The organism is Mycobacteroides franklinii, from assembly GCF_002013895.1.
Lineage (GTDB): Bacteria > Actinomycetota > Actinomycetes > Mycobacteriales > Mycobacteriaceae > Mycobacterium > Mycobacterium franklinii.
This window is the reverse complement of record NZ_MAFQ01000010.1, coordinates 138941-157717: the sequence shown is the minus strand read 5'-3', so window position 1 is coordinate 157717 and position 18777 is coordinate 138941. Positions and strand designations below refer to the sequence as shown.

General features: G+C 64.0%; 18 protein-coding genes and 1 pseudogene. 17 read left to right on the top strand and 2 right to left on the bottom strand.

Features of this window, described 5'->3' with window-relative positions; all coding sequences use genetic code 11:
- Nucleotides 1-163 precede the first annotated feature (163 nt).
- The 11 genes from argC to B4393_RS18180 are packed head-to-tail and all read left to right on the top strand — an operon-like array spanning nt 164 to nt 10578.
- The gene (argC, locus tag B4393_RS18230; protein ID WP_078335280.1) at nt 164-1207 is read left to right on the top strand and encodes an N-acetyl-gamma-glutamyl-phosphate reductase; all 1044 of its coding nucleotides are present in this window, start codon (nt 164-166) and stop codon (nt 1205-1207) included.
- A complete protein-coding gene (gene argJ, locus B4393_RS18225) occupies nt 1204-2418 on the top strand; it encodes a bifunctional glutamate N-acetyltransferase/amino-acid acetyltransferase ArgJ (RefSeq protein ID WP_078335279.1) in 1215 nt (404 codons plus the stop codon). Before argC ends, argJ begins: the two co-directional genes overlap by 4 nt.
- Nucleotides 2415-3287 carry an acetylglutamate kinase gene (argB, locus tag B4393_RS18220; protein WP_078335278.1) on the top strand — a complete coding sequence of 291 codons (873 nt, stop codon included), beginning with the start codon at nt 2415-2417 and terminating at the stop codon, nt 3285-3287. The genes argJ and argB overlap by 4 nt, the downstream gene beginning before the upstream one ends.
- A complete protein-coding gene (locus tag B4393_RS18215) occupies nt 3280-4485 on the top strand; it encodes an acetylornithine transaminase (RefSeq protein WP_078335277.1) in 1206 nt (401 codons plus the stop codon). The genes argB and B4393_RS18215 overlap by 8 nt, the downstream gene beginning before the upstream one ends.
- Nucleotides 4482-5420: an ornithine carbamoyltransferase gene (gene argF, locus B4393_RS18210; RefSeq protein WP_078335276.1), complete on the top strand. Its 939-nt coding sequence runs from the start codon at nt 4482-4484 to the stop codon at nt 5418-5420. The genes B4393_RS18215 and argF overlap by 4 nt, the downstream gene beginning before the upstream one ends.
- A gap of 55 nt (nt 5421-5475) precedes the next feature.
- A complete protein-coding gene (locus B4393_RS18205; RefSeq protein ID WP_070940055.1) occupies nt 5476-5964 on the top strand; it encodes an arginine repressor in 489 nt (162 codons plus the stop codon).
- A gap of 12 nt (nt 5965-5976) precedes the next feature.
- A complete protein-coding gene (locus tag B4393_RS18200; protein WP_078335275.1) occupies nt 5977-7197 on the top strand; it encodes an argininosuccinate synthase in 1221 nt (406 codons plus the stop codon).
- Nucleotides 7194-8615: an argininosuccinate lyase gene (argH, locus tag B4393_RS18195; protein WP_078335274.1), complete on the top strand. Its 1422-nt coding sequence runs from the start codon at nt 7194-7196 to the stop codon at nt 8613-8615. The genes B4393_RS18200 and argH overlap by 4 nt, the downstream gene beginning before the upstream one ends.
- A 9-nt stretch (nt 8616-8624) precedes the next feature.
- Complete coding sequence (locus B4393_RS18190) at nt 8625-9395, top strand: DUF4352 domain-containing protein (protein WP_078335273.1); 771 nt, start codon at nt 8625-8627, stop codon at nt 9393-9395.
- Nucleotides 9392-10021, top strand: coding sequence for a hypothetical protein (locus B4393_RS18185; protein WP_078335272.1), 630 nt, complete (start codon nt 9392-9394; stop codon nt 10019-10021). The genes B4393_RS18190 and B4393_RS18185 overlap by 4 nt, the downstream gene beginning before the upstream one ends.
- A complete protein-coding gene (locus B4393_RS18180; RefSeq protein WP_078335271.1) occupies nt 10018-10578 on the top strand; it encodes a hypothetical protein in 561 nt (186 codons plus the stop codon). Before B4393_RS18185 ends, B4393_RS18180 begins: the two co-directional genes overlap by 4 nt.
- Before the next feature lies 1 nt (nt 10579).
- On the opposite strand, the gene B4393_RS18175 is transcribed toward B4393_RS18180, so the two are convergent.
- Entirely contained in the window at nt 10580-11959 is a 1380-nt protein-coding gene (locus B4393_RS18175; RefSeq protein ID WP_078335270.1) for a hypothetical protein, read from the bottom strand.
- A 144-nt stretch (nt 11960-12103) separates the two neighbouring features.
- Here B4393_RS18175 and B4393_RS18170 point away from each other — a divergent pair, with 144 nt between their 5' ends.
- The 3 genes from B4393_RS18170 (at nt 12104) to B4393_RS18160 (ending at nt 15872) form a co-directional block, all read left to right on the top strand.
- On the top strand, nt 12104-15076 hold the full coding sequence (locus tag B4393_RS18170) for an acyl-CoA synthetase (RefSeq protein ID WP_078335269.1): 2973 nt from the start codon (nt 12104-12106) through the stop codon (nt 15074-15076).
- Nucleotides 15077-15178: 102 nt separating this feature from the next.
- Complete coding sequence (locus B4393_RS18165; protein WP_078335268.1) at nt 15179-15658, top strand: hypothetical protein; 480 nt, start codon at nt 15179-15181, stop codon at nt 15656-15658.
- Between the two features lie 10 nt (nt 15659-15668).
- Nucleotides 15669-15872, top strand: a complete 204-nt coding sequence (locus tag B4393_RS18160; protein WP_078335267.1) for a Trm112 family protein — start codon at nt 15669-15671, stop codon at nt 15870-15872.
- Here B4393_RS18160 and B4393_RS18155 read toward each other — a convergent pair.
- On the bottom strand, nt 15862-16467 hold the full coding sequence (locus B4393_RS18155; RefSeq protein ID WP_109558486.1) for a TetR/AcrR family transcriptional regulator: 606 nt from the start codon (nt 16465-16467) through the stop codon (nt 15862-15864). The genes B4393_RS18160 and B4393_RS18155 overlap by 11 nt on opposite strands.
- Before the next feature lie 89 nt (nt 16468-16556).
- On the opposite strand from B4393_RS18155, the gene B4393_RS18150 reads away from it, so the two are divergent.
- The 3 genes and pseudogenes from B4393_RS18150 to tyrS all read left to right on the top strand — a co-directional run bounded on the left by B4393_RS18150 (nt 16557) and on the right by tyrS (nt 18765).
- A complete protein-coding gene (locus tag B4393_RS18150; RefSeq protein ID WP_078335265.1) occupies nt 16557-17174 on the top strand; it encodes a DNA-3-methyladenine glycosylase in 618 nt (205 codons plus the stop codon).
- Nucleotides 17175-17307: 133 nt separating this feature from the next.
- Nucleotides 17308-17427, top strand: a pseudogene (locus tag B4393_RS27280) (ADP-ribosylglycohydrolase family protein); the annotation flags it as partial.
- Between the two features lie 12 nt (nt 17428-17439).
- Entirely contained in the window at nt 17440-18765 is a 1326-nt protein-coding gene (tyrS, locus tag B4393_RS18145) for a tyrosine--tRNA ligase (RefSeq protein WP_078335264.1), read from the top strand.
- Nucleotides 18766-18777 lie beyond the last annotated feature (12 nt).

Below are 18777 nucleotides of genomic sequence, written 5' to 3'. Positions count from 1 at the left end.
TTCTCGCTCGTTATCAACTGCCGACGCTATTCGCCAGCTACCTCACCGTAACTGTGGGCACCCAGCATTACACCGTTTAGCTCACGTTGAGGTTGAGGACGGGCCAACAAAGATATTGCGAATATATTTGCGCTCTTCTGCATAATGATTCAGAATTGATTCCATGACTACTGGGTTCTCGGTCGCGGTCGCCGGTGCCAGCGGATACGCAGGCGGGGAGATCTTGCGCCTGCTGCTGTCGCATCCGGCATATGCCGCGGGTCGCCTGCGCATCGGAGTACTGACCGCCGGTTCCAACGCCGGAAGCAACCTCATCGAGCATCACCCGAATCTCACACCACTGGCTGACCACAAACTACAGCCCACCGATCCCAAATTGTTGCGGGGTCATGACGTGGTGTTCCTCGCGTTACCCCATGGATCCTCGGCAAAGATCGCCGACGAATTGGGACCCCAGACCCTCATCATCGACTGCGGTGCAGACTTCCGGCTGACCGATGCCACGGCATGGGAGCGGTACTACGGGTCAAAACATGCGGGAAATTGGCCATATGGACTGCCCGAGCTTCCGGACGGACGCGCTGCTCTACATGCCACAAGGCGCGTGGCAGTGCCCGGGTGCTACCCCACAGCGGCGCTGCTCGCATTGTCGCCCGCGGTGGCTGCGGGGCTTGTGGAGCCGTCGGTCACCGTTGTGGCGGTCAGTGGCACCACGGGCGCGGGACGCGCCGCCAAGGCCGACCTGCTCGCCTCCGAGGTAATGGGATCCGCACGGGCCTACAACGTCGCCGGGGCCCACCGACATACCCCCGAAATCGCTCAGGGGCTCAAGCATCCGTCGGGCAAGCCGGTGAGCGTCTCGTTCACTCCTGTGCTCGTCCCGATGCCTCGTGGCATTCTCGCCACCTGCACCGCACCGACCACGGCCACCCTGGCCGAGATCCGCGATGCGTACGACGAGGCCTATCGCACCGAAGAATTCATCCATGTGCTGCCCGAAGGGCACTTGCCCACCACGAAGGCGGTATCGGGGAGTAACGCGGCACATATCGGCCTCGCCGTCGATCCCGATGCCGGCGTGCTGGTGGCCATCGCGGCGATCGACAACTTGGTCAAGGGCACCGCCGGAGCCGCCGTCCAGTCCATGAACCTCGCGCTCGGCTGGCCCGAGGCCGACGGCCTTTCTATCGTGGGAGTAGCACCGTGACCACTGAATCCGTGACCTCACCTCTCGTGCGCACGCAGGGTGTCACCGCGCCCGCAGGTTTCAAGGCCGCCGGAATCAGCGCCGGTATCAAGGTTTCCGGAAGGCCGGACCTTGCGCTGGTGTTCAACGAGGGGCCCGATTACGCCGCGGCAGGGGTCTTCACCCGAAACAAGGTGAAGGCCGCCCCGGTGCTGTGGTCTCAGCAAGTGCTCACCACGGGCCGTCTGCGCGCGGTCATCCTCAACTCCGGTGGCGCCAACGCCTGCACCGGTCCGCAGGGATTTCAGGACAGCCACGCCACCGCGGAGGAGGTCGCCAAGACCCTCAGCGACTGGGGAACCGAGACCGGCGCCATCGAGGTGGCGGTGTGCTCTACCGGATTGATCGGCGACCGGTTGCCCATGGACAAGGTGCTGACCGGAGTGCAGGAGATCGTGCACGAACTGGCCGGGGGACTTGGAGGCGGAACCGACGCCGCGCATGCCATCATGACCACCGACACCGTGCCCAAAGAGGTTGCACTGCACCATAAAGCAGGTTGGACGGTAGGCGCCATGGGCAAGGGCGCGGGCATGCTCGCCCCCTCTCTGGCCACCATGCTGGTGGTCATCACGACCGATGCCGCGGTATCGGCCGAGCAGCTGGATTCGGCGCTGCGGGCCGCCACCGCCCGTACCTTCGACCGGCTCGATGTCGACGGCAGCTGTTCCACCAACGACACCGTGCTTCTGCTGGCCTCAGGGGCCAGCGAGATTACCCCCGACCCAGCAGAATTCGCCGAGGCGGTAGTGCAGGTGTGCGACGACCTCGCCGCCCAATTACAGGCCGATGCCGAGGGCGTCACCAAACGGGTTCTGATCACCGTCGCCGGCGCCGCCAGCGAGGACGACGCGGTTGCCGCCGCGCGGACCGTCGCGCGCGACAGTCTGGTCAAAACAGCACTGTTCGGTTCCGACCCCAACTGGGGCCGGGTGCTGGCCGCGGTGGGTATGGCTCCGATAGAGCTCAATCCGGATCGAGTTACGGTGTCGTTCAACGGAAACCTGGTATGCGCCAATTGCACCGGTCAGCCGGGCGCTCGTGATATCGATTTGTCCGGACCGGATGTCGAGGTACTCATCGACCTCGGCGCCGGGAATCACACGGCGACCATCCGGACCACCGATCTATCGCATGCGTACGTCGAAGAGAATTCGGCGTACAGCTCGTGAAGGCCCCGAAGAAAGCGCGCGTACTGGCCGAGGCTCTGCCGTGGCTCAAGAAGCTGCACGGCACCATCGTCGTGATCAAATACGGCGGCAACGCCATGACCGACGATGCTCTCAAGAACGCTTTTGCCGAAGACATGGTGTTCCTGCGTAACTGCGGTATCCATCCTGTCGTCGTGCACGGTGGCGGCCCACAGATCACCTCGATGCTGAAAAAGCTTGGCGTGTCCGGCGAATTCAAGGGCGGTTTTCGGGTCACCACCCCGGAAGTGCTCGACATCGCACGCATGGTGCTGTTCGGCCAAGTGGGCCGCGAGCTGGTCGGGCTGATCAACGGACACGGACCGTACGCCGTGGGAATCACGGGAGAAGACGCGCAACTCTTCACCGCCGTTCGGCGGACCGCGACGGTTGATGGCATCGAGACCGACATCGGTCTGGTGGGCGATGTGGCACAGGTGAATCCGGAAGCGATCCTCGACCTGATCGATGCCGGGCGCATCCCGGTGGTATCCACCCTCGCCCCCGATGCGGACGGCGTGGTGCACAACCTCAATGCCGACACCGCTGCCGGCGCGCTCGCCGAAGCCCTTGGCGCCGAACGGCTTCTGATGCTGACCGATATCGAGGGTCTGTACACCGACTGGCCCGATCGGGAATCGTTGGTCACGGAGATCGCGGCCGAAGATCTGCGCGCGCTCCTTCCCAGCCTGGAATCGGGCATGATTCCCAAGGTCGAAGCGTGTCTCCGTGCGGTGGACGGCGGAGTGCCCAGTGCCCACATCATCGACGGGCGCGTCGAACACTGTGTCTTGGTCGAGCTATTCACGGACGAGGGCGTCGGAACGATCGTCAGGAGCAGCCATGAATAAAGCGAGCATGAGTAACACCAGCCAGACTCAGCAGCGCTGGGAACACGTCATGATGAACAACTACGGCACACCGCCTGTTGTCCTTACCGAAGGCGACGGTGCCGTCGTCACCGATGCCGACGGCAAGCGATATGTGGATCTATTGGGCGGCATCGCCGTCAATGTGTTGGGTCATCGGAACCAAGCTGTCATCGATGCCGTCACGCAGCAGCTCTCCACGCTGGGGCACACGTCGAATCTGTACGCGACAGGGCCCGGCATCGAACTCTCCGAGGCGCTCATCGCACGGCTGGGCGTTCCCGGCAAGGTCTTTCTCTGCAATTCCGGCACCGAAGCCAACGAGGCCGCATTCAAGCTCACTCGGCTCACCGGACGGACCAAGGTCGTAGCGGCCGAGGGCGCGTTCCACGGCCGCACGATGGGATCGCTCGCGCTCACCGGCCAGCCGACAAAGCGAGCGCCATTTGAGCCGCTACCCACCGGAGTGGTCCATGTGCCGTACGGAGACCTGTCCGCCATTGCGGCGGTGGTCGACGGTGATACTGCCGCGGTCTTCCTGGAACCGATCATGGGCGAGGGTGGAGTAGTTGTCCCGCCGGAGGGCTATCTCGCCGGCGTACGTGAGATTACCGCCCGCCACGGTGCGCTACTGGTACTCGACGAGGTGCAAACCGGAATTGGCCGCACGGGTACGTTTTTCGCACACCAACAGGTCGGTATCACGCCCGATGTGGTCACCTTGGCCAAGGGCCTCGGCGGTGGGCTACCCATCGGAGCCTGCATCGCGACCGGAGCCGCCGCCGACTTACTGACCCCTGGCATGCACGGCAGCACGTTCGGAGGCAATCCGGTCTGTGCCGCAGCGGCACTGGCGGTGCTTCGGGTGCTCGACGACGAGAACCTCATCGACCATGCTGCCGCCGCGGGGAAGTCGTTGAGTCACTCCATCGAAGAGCTCAACCATCCCTTGGTCGACCGCGTCCGCGGTGCGGGATTGCTCCTGGGCATCGTCTTGAACGAGCAACGCGCCAAGGCCGCCGAGTCGGCCGCGCGCAAGGCCGGCTTCCTGGTGAACGCCGCCGCGCCCGACGTGCTCCGGCTGGCGCCTCCGCTGATCATCACCGACGAACAGATCGGGGAGTTCGTCGCCGCATTGCCGGCAATCCTCGACACCGCCGCAGAACAGGAGCAGGCATGATTCAGTCGAAGTCACTTCGCCATTTTTTACGAGACGATGATCTCTCACCCGCGGAGCAGGCCGAAGTCCTTGCGCTGGCAGCTGAACTCAAGAAGGCGCCATTCTCGCGGCGCCCACTGGAGGGTCCGCGTGGCGTCGCCGTCATTTTCGAGAAGAATTCCACTCGAACCCGGTTCTCCTTCGAGATGGGTATCGCGCAGCTGGGCGGTCACGCGGTGGTCGTCGACAGCCGTACGACTCAACTCGGTCGCGAAGAGACGCTTGAGGACACCGGACAGGTGCTGTCCCGATACGTCGAAGCCATTGTGTGGCGGACCTACGCGCAGGAACGCCTGACCGCCATGGCAAGCGGTGCCTCCGTCCCTATTGTCAATGCCCTGTCCGACGACTTTCACCCGTGCCAGGTGCTCGCCGATCTGCAGACACTCGCCGAACGCAAGGGCTCGCTGGCCGGTCTGCGTCTGACGTATCTCGGTGACGGTGCGAACAACATGGCGCATTCGTTGATGGTCGGCGGGGTTACCGCCGGTATCCACGTGACGATCGCAGCACCCAATGGGTTTGCGCCGCACGTCAAGTACGTGACCGCCGCCGAGAAGATCGCCGTGAACACGGGAGCTTCGGTGACCGTGACGGCCGACCCGCGGGCCGCCGCGACGGGCGCCGACGTCCTTGTCACCGATGCCTGGACGTCTATGGGGCAGGAGAATGACGGGCTCGACAGGGTCCGTCCGTTCCGGCCGTTCCAGGTAAACCAGGAGCTACTTGGCCTGGCAGATTCCGAAGCCATTGTCCTGCACTGCCTTCCCGCCCATCGTGGAGAAGAGATCACCGATGAGGTGATCGACGGGCCGCGCAGCGCCGTCTGGGACGAGGCCGAGAACCGGTTGCACGCCCAGAAGGCACTGCTGGCGTGGCTGTTGGAGCAGCGATGATCCGCCTCGAGTGGGCGGTACCCCCAGTCTGCGCGAAAAGCCAAGGGCACAGACGATGACGGCGGCGCACGCGGCCGATACCCGGGCAGGCCGGCAGGCCCGCATCGTGGCGCTGCTGTCCACTCAATCGGTACGCAGCCAGGGCGAATTGGCCGCACTGTTGGCCGCCGAGGGCATCGAGACCACTCAGGCCACCTTGTCCCGAGATCTCGACGAGCTTGGGGCCGTCAAACTCCGCGCCGCCGACGGCGGAGTGGGGGTGTATGTCGTGCCCGAGGACGGCAGTCCCGTTCGTGGGGTGTCCGGCGGCACCGACCGGCTATCCCGGTTGCTGGGGGAGCTGCTGGTATCCACCGACGCCAGCGGTAATCTCGCGGTGCTGCGAACACCGCCTGGTGCCGCTCACTATCTCGCCAGCGCGATCGATCGCGCCGCGTTACCCGACGTTGTCGGGACCATCGCGGGGGATGACACCATTGCGGTGATCGCCCGCGAACCCATGACCGGAGCCCAGCTCGCCGCACAGTTCGAACAGCTTGCTTAAGAGAGAGATGACATGACCACCCAATCGACAACGTCTGACCGCGTAATCCTGGCCTACTCGGGCGGTCTCGATACCTCCGTGGCGATCAGCTGGATCGGTAAGGAGACCGGCCGCGAGGTCGTGGCCGTCGCCATCGACCTCGGTCAGGGCGGCGAGGACATGGAAGTGGTGCGCCAGCGCGCACTCGACTGCGGCGCGGTCGAAGCCGTCGTCGTCGATGCCCGCGACGAATTCGCCGATGAATACTGCCTGCCCACGATCCAGTCCAACGCGCTGTACATGGATCGGTACCCGCTGGTGTCGGCGATCAGCCGCCCGTTGATCGTCAAGCACCTGGTTGCTGCGGCGCGCGAGTACGGCGGTGGGATCGTCGCCCATGGCTGCACCGGCAAGGGTAACGACCAGGTGCGATTCGAGGTCGGCTTCGCCTCGCTGGCACCGGATTTGGAAGTGCTGGCACCGGTCCGTGACTACGCCTGGACCCGTGAGAAGGCCATCGCGTTCGCCGCGGAGAACGCGATACCGATCAACGTGACGAAGAAGTCGCCGTTCTCGATCGATCAGAACGTGTGGGGCCGTGCGGTCGAAACAGGCTTCCTGGAGGACCTTTGGAACGCGCCGACCAAGGACGTCTATGACTACACCGAAGATCCGACCCTCAATTGGGGTGCGCCCGACGAGCTGATCGTCAGCTTCGACAAGGGCATTCCGACCGCGATCGACGGGAAGCCGGTCACCGTATTGGAGGCCATCGTCGAGCTCAACCGGCGGGCGGGCGCGCAGGGTGTGGGTCGTCTGGACGTGGTGGAAGACCGGCTGGTCGGCATCAAGAGCCGTGAGATCTACGAGGCCCCGGGGGCGATGGTCCTCATCACCGCGCACGAGGAACTCGAACACGTGACCCTGGAGCGTGAACTCGGCAGGTACAAGCGCGGCACCGATCGCAAGTGGTCGGAGTTGGTGTATGACGGCCTGTGGTACTCCCCGCTGAAGCGCTCGCTCGAGGCATTCGTCGCCGACACCCAGCAGCATGTCTCGGGGGACATCCGGCTGGTGCTGCACGGTGGAAACATCGCGGTGAACGGTCGTCGCAGCGCCGAGTCTCTGTACGACTTCAACTTGGCCACCTACGACGAGGGCGACAGCTTCGATCAGACGAGCGCCAAGGGCTTCGTACACATTCACGGTTTGTCCTCGAAGATCTCCGCGCAACGGGACCTCGCAGGGAAGTGAGCACCAACGAAGGCTCCCTGTGGGGCGGCCGGTTCGCCGGCGGTCCGGCTCCCGCGCTGGCGGCGTTGAGCAAGTCCACCCATTTCGATTGGGTCCTGGCGCCCTACGACATTCGGGCATCGATCGCTCATGCCCGGGTGCTCCGGAAGGCGGACCTACTCACCGACGATCAGCTGTCCGCGCTGGTCGACGGCCTGCAACGGTTGGACCGCGACGTCGCTTCGGGGGCGTTTGCCCCGGCCGACACCGACGAAGATGTGCACGGTGCACTCGAACGCGGGCTGATCGAACGAGTGGGGCCCGATATCGGCGGCCGCTTGCGTGCCGGTAGGTCCCGAAATGATCAGGTGGCCACACTGTTTCGGATGTGGCTGCGCGACGCGGCCGGACGCGTTTCCGAAGGTGTGCTCGACGTTGTGCAGGCACTGGCCGATCAGGCCGGTGCGCATCCTGATGCGATCATGCCGGGCAAGACCCATCTGCAGGCAGCTCAACCGGTACTGCTGGCGCATCATCTGCTGGCACACGCGCAACCGCTGCTGCGTGATGTGGATCGTCTCGTCGACTGGGACCGGCGCACCGCCGTCTCACCCTACGGAGCCGGGGCACTGGCGGGGTCCTCGTTGGGACTGGACCCGGACGCCATCGCGTTGGATCTGGGTTTCAGCGCGGCTGCCGATAATTCGATCGACGCGACGTCGGCGCGTGATTTCGCGGCCGAGGCCGCCTTCGTTTTCGCCATGATCGCCATCAATTTGTCGCGACTGTCGGAAGACATCATCTTGTGGGGCACCACTGAATTCGGATACGTCACCCTTGATGACTCATGGTCCACGGGTAGTTCGATCATGCCCCAGAAGAAGAACCCGGACATCGCGGAGCTGGCGCGCGGTAAGTCGGGACGACTGATCGGTAACCTCACCGGCCTGCTCGCCACCTTGAAGGCGCAGCCGTTGGCGTACAACCGGGACCTGCAGGAAGACAAGGAGCCACTGTTCGACTCGGTGGCCCAGCTGGAGTTACTTCTGCCCGCGATGGCAGGGCTGGTCGCCACGCTGCGATTCCACACCGATCGCATGGCACAGCTAGCTCCCGCGGGATTCACCCTAGCCACCGATCTGGCGGAATGGATGGTGCGTCAAGGCATTCCGTTCCGCATCGCGCACGAGGCAGCGGGGGAGGCGGTTCGTGTGGCCGAGGCCCGCGGCGTCGGTCTTGAAGACCTCACCGACGACGAGTTCGCGGCCATTCACCCTGAGCTGACCGGCGAAGTACGTGACGTACTGACCACCGCCGGGTCCGTCGCCTCACGCAGTGCGCGCGGCGGCACCGCCCCGGAGCGGGTTGCCGAGCAGCGTGAGCTGGTATTGGCGCGTCTGAACGTGCTGCGCGGTCCGAGCGGCAATCAACCAGGCTAATATCCAGCCATGGACGGTGAGCCGGACCCGACGTCATCGGGCCCCGGTCCGGGGGGTGGGATACCGGACGACCCAAACGCGGTGTGGCGCCGTCCCGGTGCCGCGGAACCAGTGGAGGCTGGCTCCACCGTCGCGGAAAGCGCTGTACCGCCTGCGCCGCGAGGTGTTGTCGGCCGGTTGACCGCGTGGGTCCGCTCGTGGTGGAACGACCTTGAGTTCGTCCAGATGTGGCACGTCGTGGCGGTTGCGGCGATACTCACGACCGCGGGTTTCGGCGGTCTGGATCAGGTCAACAAGACGCCGCAGACTTTTGTGCTCGGGGAGCCTTTCGATAACGGTGAGTTCACCATCACGGTGCACAGAGCGTCTTTGGTGCAACAGATTGTCGGCGGTGGATCGGTGGTGGCCAAGCCGAAACCTGGCCGGATCTATCTCGGTGTGCTGGCAGATATCACCAATCAGCAGGATTCACCCGACGTGGCGACTTCTATGTTCGTGCTCTCGAAGGTTCCGGACGCACAAAATCCGGTCGTACCTAATGAAGGTGTACCAGTCATCTATCGTGTTTCGGACGGTAGCCAATTGAACCTCTTGCAGCCCGGCCTGACCGAGAAGGTTGCGGTGGTATGGAGCGTGCCCGATACGGTCACACCGGGGACGAGTGTGTCGCTAGAACTGCCGTACCGCCTGTTCAGTCGAGGTTTCGTGCAGTATGGCGAGGGTTGGGTGGGCAAGGACGATTCTGCGAAAGCTGATATATCGGTGGGGGTTCCGTCATGACATTCGCGCGGATTGGGGATTCGCTATCGCCGTCGAAGATCTCATCACCGCTACTGCGGGTTTTTTGCGTAGTAGTCGTCGCCGGTGTCTTTATGAGCGCAGCGGTCTACGTGTGGAGGCGGCTTCCGACCGCGCCGGTGATACAGAACGCCTTCGACGTTCACGGCACTGTCGGGAACGTCGTGTCGGGCAGGCTCTTCTCGATATCGGTAAGCAAGGTCGCGGTGGCGCCCGTCGTCAAGCACACCGGCTATTTCCCGAAGCAACGCAACATCACATCGCTGGGGCAGTGGGTGATCATCAAGGCCACGGTTACTTCACTCGTCGATGCACCAATGGCCAATGCGTCACTGCAAATCGGAGATAACGCGTACCGCCCCGACAATCGGCTACAGATTTCAACTCTCGATGGTGCTGCGCTGACTCCGTTGATTCCGCAGACGGGCGTATATGTTTTCGAGGTTGGAACCGATGACCTCAACCGTGCCTCGTCGGGCGAGCTGTATATCTCTTACGGCGAATTCAAATGGGATTCGCGACTCGTCGTCGAGGTCCCCTTAGATCCAGAGAATGCGCCCCGTGCGTCCGTAGTAGCGCTCCCGAAAACAGTGGTAGGTCAGACATGACGGTGCTAGAGGACGGCGCTCGGCACCGGCGTATTGGTTCGGGGCTCTGGTCGCAACTGTGGTTTAAGAACACAGTGGCGGGGTTGATTGTGGTGGCAGCTTTCACTGGCCTTGCCGTGGTCTCCTTCCGCGGTCCGTGGCGCACTTACCAGGACAGTGTCAGGCCCGCTCACGTCGTCCAGGCGGGGCAGACCGAGACCATCGACGGACAGACATGGCAGCTCGGTCAAATCAGGCATTTCGGAAAGTTGCCAGGTGCCTGGAACTCGGCGATACCGAAGGGCACTCAACTTGCGGTGGTGACCATCGAGCGGTCGGGCACACCACAGCCGGACATGTACTGCCAAGCCCTGCTGACTGACGGCGTTCGCAGTTGGAAGGGCGACCAAATCGAATACACGGTGCCGCTTCCCGATGGCACCTCCAACTCCTGCAGAAAGCCAGGCCCCCTGCAGTTCACTTTTCTGCTGCCGGAGGATTCGCACCCGACGGCGGTGGACATCATCGAGGCATACGGAACTCAGATCTTGATCAGATTCGAGATACCGGGGGCGTAAGTCAGCGCTGCGGCGAGTTTATGTCGATCGGGTCGGCTGGTGTTCCAGGAATCTCTTCGGGATAGTCGACAACATCGCCAGCAGCGGATTCGGAGGCGTCAGCGTCGATCACTTCTGCTTCGGCCCGCTCTACACAATGCGCGAAGACTGATGCGATCAAGCAGATGCGAAGCGAACCGATCAAAACGCCCGTTAGTGCGACCAACACCGGACTCACTGCATCCCAAAAGTAGGCAGGATGCGGACCAAAGAGCCAGGCAAACCCGCGGGTTAGATATCCGCCCTCTTGACGCTGCGCACGGAGGAAACTGTCCGACATATCCAGCCACGACAAGCACATATATAACAATATGTAGGCGGATAACATGATCAGTCCGCCATGAAGCACCAACCGCGCCGAGTCGATGATTGGGCGGGCCCGGCCGAACTGCGACAGCGCCAGCTCTTTTGTCTTGCCTTTGGTTTGGTCAGAAAAAACGGTTAATCCGCTCTGCACACGCTGCCGGGCAGGGAGCAATCGATCCACGACGAGGTCGCCGCGTGCTCCTGCCACGCGTCTGAGCACGCCACGCCAGCTTGCTTGGCTAGATGAGCCGTAGATGATTCCGGCGATGGCAAGCCAGATGAGCGGTACGGCGGCAGCGCCCCACGCGATATCCCAGACGCTTGTCAGTAAGTTCCAGGCAATCTCAAGCGGTCGGAAGTGAGAAAAAAGCTCGGCCCGCATGTTTTCCGCCCAGACCACGATCCGACGTTCCTTGAACCATCCGGCCGGGTTCAGGAAGAAGGTGACTCCGTTACTTGCAGCGAAGGAGAGCGCCAGAAACACCCAGAGGGCATCCAGATAGACCTGGATGAAAACGAACCATGACGGGGTATGAGCCTTCACCCATTTGAGTTTCATCAAATAGCGGACGGTGAATGCGCCAACGATGAGATACCACACCGTGTCGGTCAGGGGGAGGTGGCCGAGCTGATCTGACACGGGTTGCCCGGTCCAGGCCGCGGCCATTCGGTACGGCATGGCACGTCGTTCGTAGGCCAACCAGTCGTCCTGAAACATCTTCCAAGCCAGATAGATGACAAAGAAGGGCAGCACGATATTGGCGAAGATGTCCATGCTGCGCAGTGACGCCTTAGGCAGCGTGGCTAGCACTGGGATCGCCGATTTCAAGACCAGGAACATTGCCACGATGGACCCGAGGCGAATGATGCCAGCGAATGGCATCAACAGGTCGACAACGAGATAGTTGTTCCAGCCGAATTTCGCCGCCAGTTCGATGACGATGTTGCGCCCCAGCAGGCCCAACAGATAGCACGCCGCCAGTTGCGGCAGATACATCACCCAGAGGCGTAGCGGCCTCAGCAACAGATTCCCCACCGCGTCATCGTAGAGGCTCGTACCACGACATCGCTTCCGATCAGGGTGACAGGGATTTGGTCGGGCCGACGCGCCCATTGTGACAGGATGAGCGGGCCCTCACCTGGGCATCCCGGGTGGACGATCGGTATCTAAGGAGCAGCAGTGGCCTTCAATCTCTCCTCCTTGACCAAGCCTGTCGCCCGCCTGGCAGCCACCGCGCAGAACGGGCTTGAAGTCCTGCGCCTCGGTGGCCTCGAGACCGGCAGCACCGCGTCATCGCACCAGATCGTCGAGAGCGTGCCCATGTACCGGTTGCGCCGCTACTTCGCGCCGGGTGCGGCCGGGGCAGAAGACGCCGGGCCCGTCGTCCTCATGGTTCATCCGATGATGATGGCCGCGGACATGTGGGACGTCACCCAGGACGGTGGCGCCGTCGGCATGCTGCACCGGGCCGGTATCGACCCGTGGGTCATCGACTTCGGCAGCCCCGACCGGATGGCCGGAGGTATGGAGCGCACTCTGTCCGATCACGTCGTCGCGATCAGTGACGCCATCGAGACCGTGCACCGCATCACCGGCCGCCAGATACACCTGGCGGGCTACTCCCAGGGTGGCATGTTCTGCTATCAGACTGCGGCACTGCGAAAGTCGCGCACCATCGCGAGCATCATCACCTTCGGCTCGCCGGTCGACGCCAACGCCGCGATGCCCATGGGTATGCCGGCCGGGCTTTCGGCCGACATTGCCGAATTCATGGCCGACCACGTATTCAGCCGATTCTCCATTCCGGCATGGTCGGCACGGCTCGGGTTCCAGATGCTGGATCCGGTCAAGACCATCAGGGGCCGTCTCGACTTCCTGCGGCAGCTGCACGACCGGGACGCGCTGCTCCCACGCGAGCAGCAGCGTAAGTTCCTGGCCAATGAGGGCTGGATCGCATGGTCCGGTCCGGCGATCGCCGAACTGCTGCGTCAGTTCGTGGTGCATAACCGCATGACCACCGGCGGCTTCACCGTCAACGACCGGGTGGTCACCCTCAGTGATATCACCTGCCCGGTTCTGGCGGTCGTCGGCGAGGTCGACGACATCGGACAGCCCGCTTCGGTGCGCGGCATTCTGCGCGCCGCACCCAAGGCTGACGTCTACGAATACCTCATCCGCGCAGGTCATTTCGGTCTGGTGGTCGGTTCGACCGCAGTCGCTCAGACCTGGCCGACGGTCAGCCAATGGGTGCAATGGCGCGAGGGCGAAGCGTCGAAACCCCCGTCCGTGGATCTCATGTACGAGCACGAAGCCGGCCAACTCGACGGCGGCGGTGTCCCGCTCGCTTCCCGTGTGGCGCATGGCTTGAGCACCACCACCGAGGTCGCCATCACGGCTGCCCGCACCGCGGGAGCGGCCGCAGCGGCGGCCAACAAGTCGGTGAAATCCATTGCCGTCGAGGCGGTTCGCACGCTTCCGCGGTTGACACGCCTGGGGCAGATTCACGATCACACCCGAATCTCCATGGGCCGGTTGATGACAGAACAGGCGCGTCGCACCCCGCACGGCGAGTGCTTCCTCTTCGACGGCCGCGTACACACCTATGAGGCTGTCGATCGCCGCATCAACAACGTCGTCAAGGGTCTTATCGAGGTGGGAGTCCGCCAAGGCGTGCGGGTGGGCATTCTCATGGAGACCCGCCCCAGCGCCTTGGTCGCCATCGCCGCGTTGTCACGTCTGGGTGCTGTCGCGGTTCTGTTGCCGCCGGATGCCGATCTCGAGGTCGCCGTCAAGCTGGGGGAGATCTCCGAACTACTCACGGATCCGCCGAATCTTCCTGTCGCACAGAGCCTTCCGGTCCACGTGCTGGTACTCGGCGGCGGCGAGTCGCGCGACCTGGCCATTCCCGATGACGGCTCAACCATCGACATGGAAAAGATCGATCCTGACGCCGTCCAATTGCCCGGGTGGTACCGGCCAGATCCCGGTCAAGCCCGTGACCTTGCGTTTGTGATGTTCAGTGGCACCGGCGCCAAGCTGCTGCCGAAACAGATCACCAATCATCGGTGGGCGCTGTCGGCGTTCGGCACCGCGTCGGCCGCCGCGCTCAGCTCCACCGACACCGTGTACTGCCTCACGCCGCTGCATCACCAGTCCGGGCTGCTGGTCAGCATCGGTGGAGCAGTGGCCGGCGGTGCGCGAATTGCCTTGTCGCGCGGGCTCGATCCCGATCGATTCGTCCAGGAGATCCATCAGTACGGCGTCAGCGTGGTGTCCTACACCTGGGCCATGATGCATGAGGTTATCGACGATCCGGCGCTGGCCCTCGGCGCGCATCATTCGGTCCGCCTGTTCATCGGATCGGGCATGCCCGCGGGTCTGTGGCGACGGGTCACCGAGAAGTTTGAGCCCGCTCATGTCGTCGAATTCTTCGCGACGACCGACGGCGAGGCGGTGCTGGCCAACGTGTCCGGCACGAAGGTCGGCAGCAAGGGTCGCCCCCTACCCGGCGGTGGCAAGGTACGGCTGGCCGCGTACGACCCCATTGAAGACGTGATCATCGAGGGGGAGGACGGCTTCGTGCAGATCGCCGAACCTGGGGAGGTCGGCCTGCTGTTGGCGAAGCCGCCGGGAGACGTTGACCCCACCGCCGCGGTGCGACGCGGCGTATTCGCCCCCGGCGACACCTGGGTGTCGTCTGAGTTCCTGTTCCGCCGTGATGAAGACGGCGATTTCTGGATGCTTGACGGCCGGGGCACCGCGATCCGAACGACGCAGGGTGTTGTGTATGCCGAGGCCACCAGCAACGCGCTGGGCGCTCTGGGTGCCATCGATCTGGTCGCGACGTATCCGGTGGAATCGGGCGAAACCACGCTTGCGGTGACGGCAGTGGTGTTGCGGCCCGGCGAGGCGCTATCGCCCGCGGATCTGGCCGAAGCATTTGCCGCCGTCCCGATCACCGAACGTCCGGACATCATCAAGGTGGTTCCGAATCTGCCGTTGAGTGCCTCCTACCGGCCGTCGACAACACACCTGCGGGATTTGGGCCTGCCGAAGCCGGGCCGGCAGACGTGGCACCTCGATCCGGAATCGGGCACCTACCACCGACTCACTGCCGCGACGGTTGAGGCGCTGCAGGGCGCGGCCCGCTAGGGCCCGGCAGGGCGTCCACCCACACGCCGCCGCCTCGCCTTCTGCTGCTGATGTGGCGGGGTGTTGTTAGGCTGGCGTCCGCGATACCGGAAGGAACTCGTCATGCCGACACGCCCACGTGCCCTCGCGGGTACCGCGCTGGCCACGGTCGGCCTCTGCGCCGCCCTGGCGTTCGGGCCTGGTGCCGGCACGGCCCGCGCCGACGTACTGGATGACATCGCGCACGAGTACTCGACGGGTACCAGTGGTGGTCAGGTCTCCAATCTGGTCCGCACCTCGCTGCAGCTGCGCGCAAAGGGCGCCCAGGTCAGTTCGGCACAGAACGATGCCCTCAAAGCCGCCCTGGATAAGCGTCCCAGCCAAATGCCGCTGATCAACACACTGAAGTCGGTCATCGCAGTGCAGACGCAGTTCCTCAGGGCCGCCCAGAAGCCGCAGCAGCCTGTCCACATCGGCATCAGCGGCACCAACGGAACCAACAACCCGAACGGTGGGCCTCCCAACGTCAATCCCGGACCAGGTATCGGCGTCAGTGGGGGCGGCGGTCAACAGATCTTCAACCAGAACATCCCGCTGGGCTGATCGCACCGATATGCCTCTTGACGCCGCACTCTTAGCCATCCTGGTCTGCCCGGTCGACCGCGGGGCACTCCTGCTCATCGGCAGCGATACCGACGGCCTCCTCTACAACCCCCGCCTGCGCAAGGCCTACCGGATCGAGAATTCGATCCCTGTGCTGTTGCCGGACGAAGCGCGCGAGGTGTCCGACGAGGAGCACCAGCGCTTCACTGCGTGATGCTGGGCAGCTCACCCGTCAGATATCGCTGAATGTTCGGCCCCACGGTCAGGGCAATCTGCTCTGACGTCAACGAGGCCAGCGGTTCGATCGCCAGGATGTACCGGCCCACCAAGATGCCGGCCATCTGTGTGATCGCGAACTCGGCCCGCAGCACGCCGCCGCCGACTGGATTGTCGACGCGCTCAGCGATGATGTTGACCAAGACCTCGCGGAAGAAGACCCGCACCAACCCGTCGTCGGCACCCGCCAGCGCCGAGCGGAACACCGCCAGCACGTTGGCGCCAAGGTCCGAGTCCCACAGCGCGACGATCAGTCGGGGGATCGCGACCCCCAGTTCGTCGACCGGAACCTCGCGGAGGGGTTGCAACACCACACTCGGATCGACCGGCAGCTGCACCACCTCGCGGAAAAGATCGAGCTTCGTCCCGAAGTAATGGTGGATGAGCGCGGGGTCCACTCCGGCGTCGGCGGCAATGGACCGCATCGAAGTCTTGTCGATTCCGTTGACCGAAAACAGTTTTCGAGCGCTCGCGAGGATATCGTCACGGGTGTTGCTGGTACCCGGACGACGCCCGGGCCGCTTTGAACTCACCGACATCACGTTACTGAACTATCGCGCGCCCCAGGTAGCGCCGCGCGGGGGCCGGCAGAGAGCCCGCGACGGTCAAGCACAATCGGGGAGTGAGCGCCGAGATTCTCAAGACCCACCCGGTAAAGGCAGCGCAGCGCCTGCTCGGCGCCACCATCGAGTCACGTGGCGTACGGGCGCTGATCGTTGAGGTGGAGGCGTACGGGGGCGTGCCGGACGGCCCGTGGCCTGATCCTGCCTCTCACTCGTTTCGCGGCCCGACGAACCGCAACCGGGTGATGTTCGGGCCTGCCGGCCACCTGTACGTGTACCGAAGCCACGGAATTCACCTGTGCGCCAATGTGGTGTGCGGCCCGGACGGTGTCGCCTGCGGTGTCTTGATGCGTGCCGCGGCGATAGTCGATGGTGCCCCGATCTGTTGGCAACGACGTCCGGCGGCGCGCAACGACGCGAGTTTGGCCCGCGGCCCCGGCAACTTGGGTGCCGCGCTCGCAATCACCCAGGAAGACAACGGCGTTGACGTCTTCTCCGCCGCCAGCCCGGTACGCATCGTGTTGAATCGCACACGGAAGGCACAGTCCGGGCCACGCGTGGGTGTCAGTCTGGCAGCGGATCGTCCGTGGCGGTTCTGGCTGCCCGAATATCCGGAGGTATCTGCGTACCGGCGCAGTCCCCGTGCACCACAACCGGATACTGGTGAACATGGGTAGCGATAGTCGTTGCGGGAGCACCTGCGGTGATCGTCAATCGCTTGGCGGCCGATCTCATGCTGCCCGACGCGGTCCCGTCGGCGCTGGGTCTTCTCATCACGTATCCCCGGCATGAGGAGACCCACGACACCCTCAGGCATTGCCGCCGGATTGGCTGTCCGAGCTCGAATTGCGCGAGCTCATCATGGCGATCTCCGACGACTTAGTCGGGCCGCCGGGACAGGACTGGGACGAGCGGTATCCCGCACGCTGAACCCGATAAGGGATGATCGTCTCCGTGGCTTCCCCGACTAACGATCCTCGCGCAAGCGGCTCATCCATCCTCGACGAGCTGACCTGGCGCGGCCTCATCGCGCAGACAACCGACCGCGACGCGCTCGCGGCCGATATCGCGAAGGGCCCGATCAGTGTCTATGGGGGCTTCGACCCCACCGCGGCGAGCCTGCACGCCGGGCATCTGGTTCCGCTGCTCACACTGAGCCGATTCCAGCGCGCGGGGCACCGGCCGATCGTGTTGGCCGGGGGAGCGACGGGGCTCATCGGAGACCCGCGAGACACCTCCGAACGAAGCCTGCATGGCGCCGACACCGTGGCCGAGTGGGCGGGCCGAATTCGCGGCCAGCTGGAGCGTTTCGTCGAATTCAGTGACAGCCCAACCGGAGCCATCGTCGCGAACAACCTTGACTGGACCGGACAGCTCACCGCCCTGGAGTTCCTGCGCGATCTTGGCAAGCACTTCTCCGTCAACGTCATGCTCGACCGCGACACCATCCGCCGGCGCCTGGAGGGCGACGGCATCTCCTACACCGAGTTCTCGTACATGTTGCTGCAGGCCAATGACTACGTGCAGCTGCACCGAAAGTACGGCTGCTCGTTGCAGATCGGTGGCTCCGATCAGTGGGGCAACATCGTGGCCGGAGTGCGGCTCGCCCGCCAGCTCGATGGCGCCTCGGTGCATGCCTTGACCGTTCCGCTGGTGACCGCGGCCGATGGCACCAAGTTCGGTAAGTCCACCGGAGGCGGCAAACTCTGGCTCGATCCGGAGATGACGAGCCCCTACGCCTGGTACCAGTACTTCATCAACACCGCTGACGCCGACGTGGTGCGGTACCTGCGCTGGTTCACGTTCCTCTCCGCCGACGAGGTCGACGAGCTGGAGACGGCGACGACGGAACGGGCACATGAGCGTGCCGCGCAGCGCCGATTGGCCGCCGAGGTCACCACGCTGGTACATGGTGAAAGCGCCACTCAGGCTGTCGAACACGCCAGCGGTGCGCTGTTCGGCCGTGGCGAGCTGGATCGCCTCGACGAGGGCACCCTGACTGCCGCCCTCACCGAGGCGGGAAACGGGGAACCCGCCCGGCTCGCCGACGGCGAACCCGACACCATCGTGGATCTCCTGGTGAGTAGCGGACTTTCGGAAAGCAAGGGCGCCGCACGCCGCACCATCAAGGAGGGCGGTGTGTACGTCAACAACACGCGGGTCGACGCCGAGGACTGGGCGCCAAGTGATGGCGATTATCTCACCGGGGGCTGGTTGGTACTGCGCCGCGGCAAGCGGAACATCGCCGGGGTTCAGCGAGTCCGCTAGTTCTAAGGCCCA

What these genes read in the sequence shown, in the direction of transcription:
- B4393_RS18200 (WP_078335275.1), top strand. Translation starts at nt 5,977, where the DNA reads ATGACCACCCAATCGACAACGTCTGACCGCGTAATCCTGGCCTACTCG.
- B4393_RS18205 (WP_070940055.1), top strand. Translation starts at nt 5,476, where the DNA reads ATGACGGCGGCGCACGCGGCCGATACCCGGGCAGGCCGGCAGGCCCGC.
- argC (WP_078335280.1), top strand. Translation starts at nt 164, where the DNA reads ATGACTACTGGGTTCTCGGTCGCGGTCGCCGGTGCCAGCGGATACGCA.
- tyrS (WP_078335264.1), top strand. Translation starts at nt 17,440, where the DNA reads ATGATCGTCTCCGTGGCTTCCCCGACTAACGATCCTCGCGCAAGCGGC.
- B4393_RS18215 (WP_078335277.1), top strand. Translation starts at nt 3,280, where the DNA reads ATGAATAAAGCGAGCATGAGTAACACCAGCCAGACTCAGCAGCGCTGG.
- B4393_RS18160 (WP_078335267.1), top strand. Translation starts at nt 15,669, where the DNA reads ATGCCTCTTGACGCCGCACTCTTAGCCATCCTGGTCTGCCCGGTCGAC.
- B4393_RS18165 (WP_078335268.1), top strand. Translation starts at nt 15,179, where the DNA reads ATGCCGACACGCCCACGTGCCCTCGCGGGTACCGCGCTGGCCACGGTC.
- B4393_RS18185 (WP_078335272.1), top strand. Translation starts at nt 9,392, where the DNA reads ATGACATTCGCGCGGATTGGGGATTCGCTATCGCCGTCGAAGATCTCA.
- B4393_RS18180 (WP_078335271.1), top strand. Translation starts at nt 10,018, where the DNA reads ATGACGGTGCTAGAGGACGGCGCTCGGCACCGGCGTATTGGTTCGGGG.
- argF (WP_078335276.1), top strand. Translation starts at nt 4,482, where the DNA reads ATGATTCAGTCGAAGTCACTTCGCCATTTTTTACGAGACGATGATCTC.
- B4393_RS18190 (WP_078335273.1), top strand. Translation starts at nt 8,625, where the DNA reads ATGGACGGTGAGCCGGACCCGACGTCATCGGGCCCCGGTCCGGGGGGT.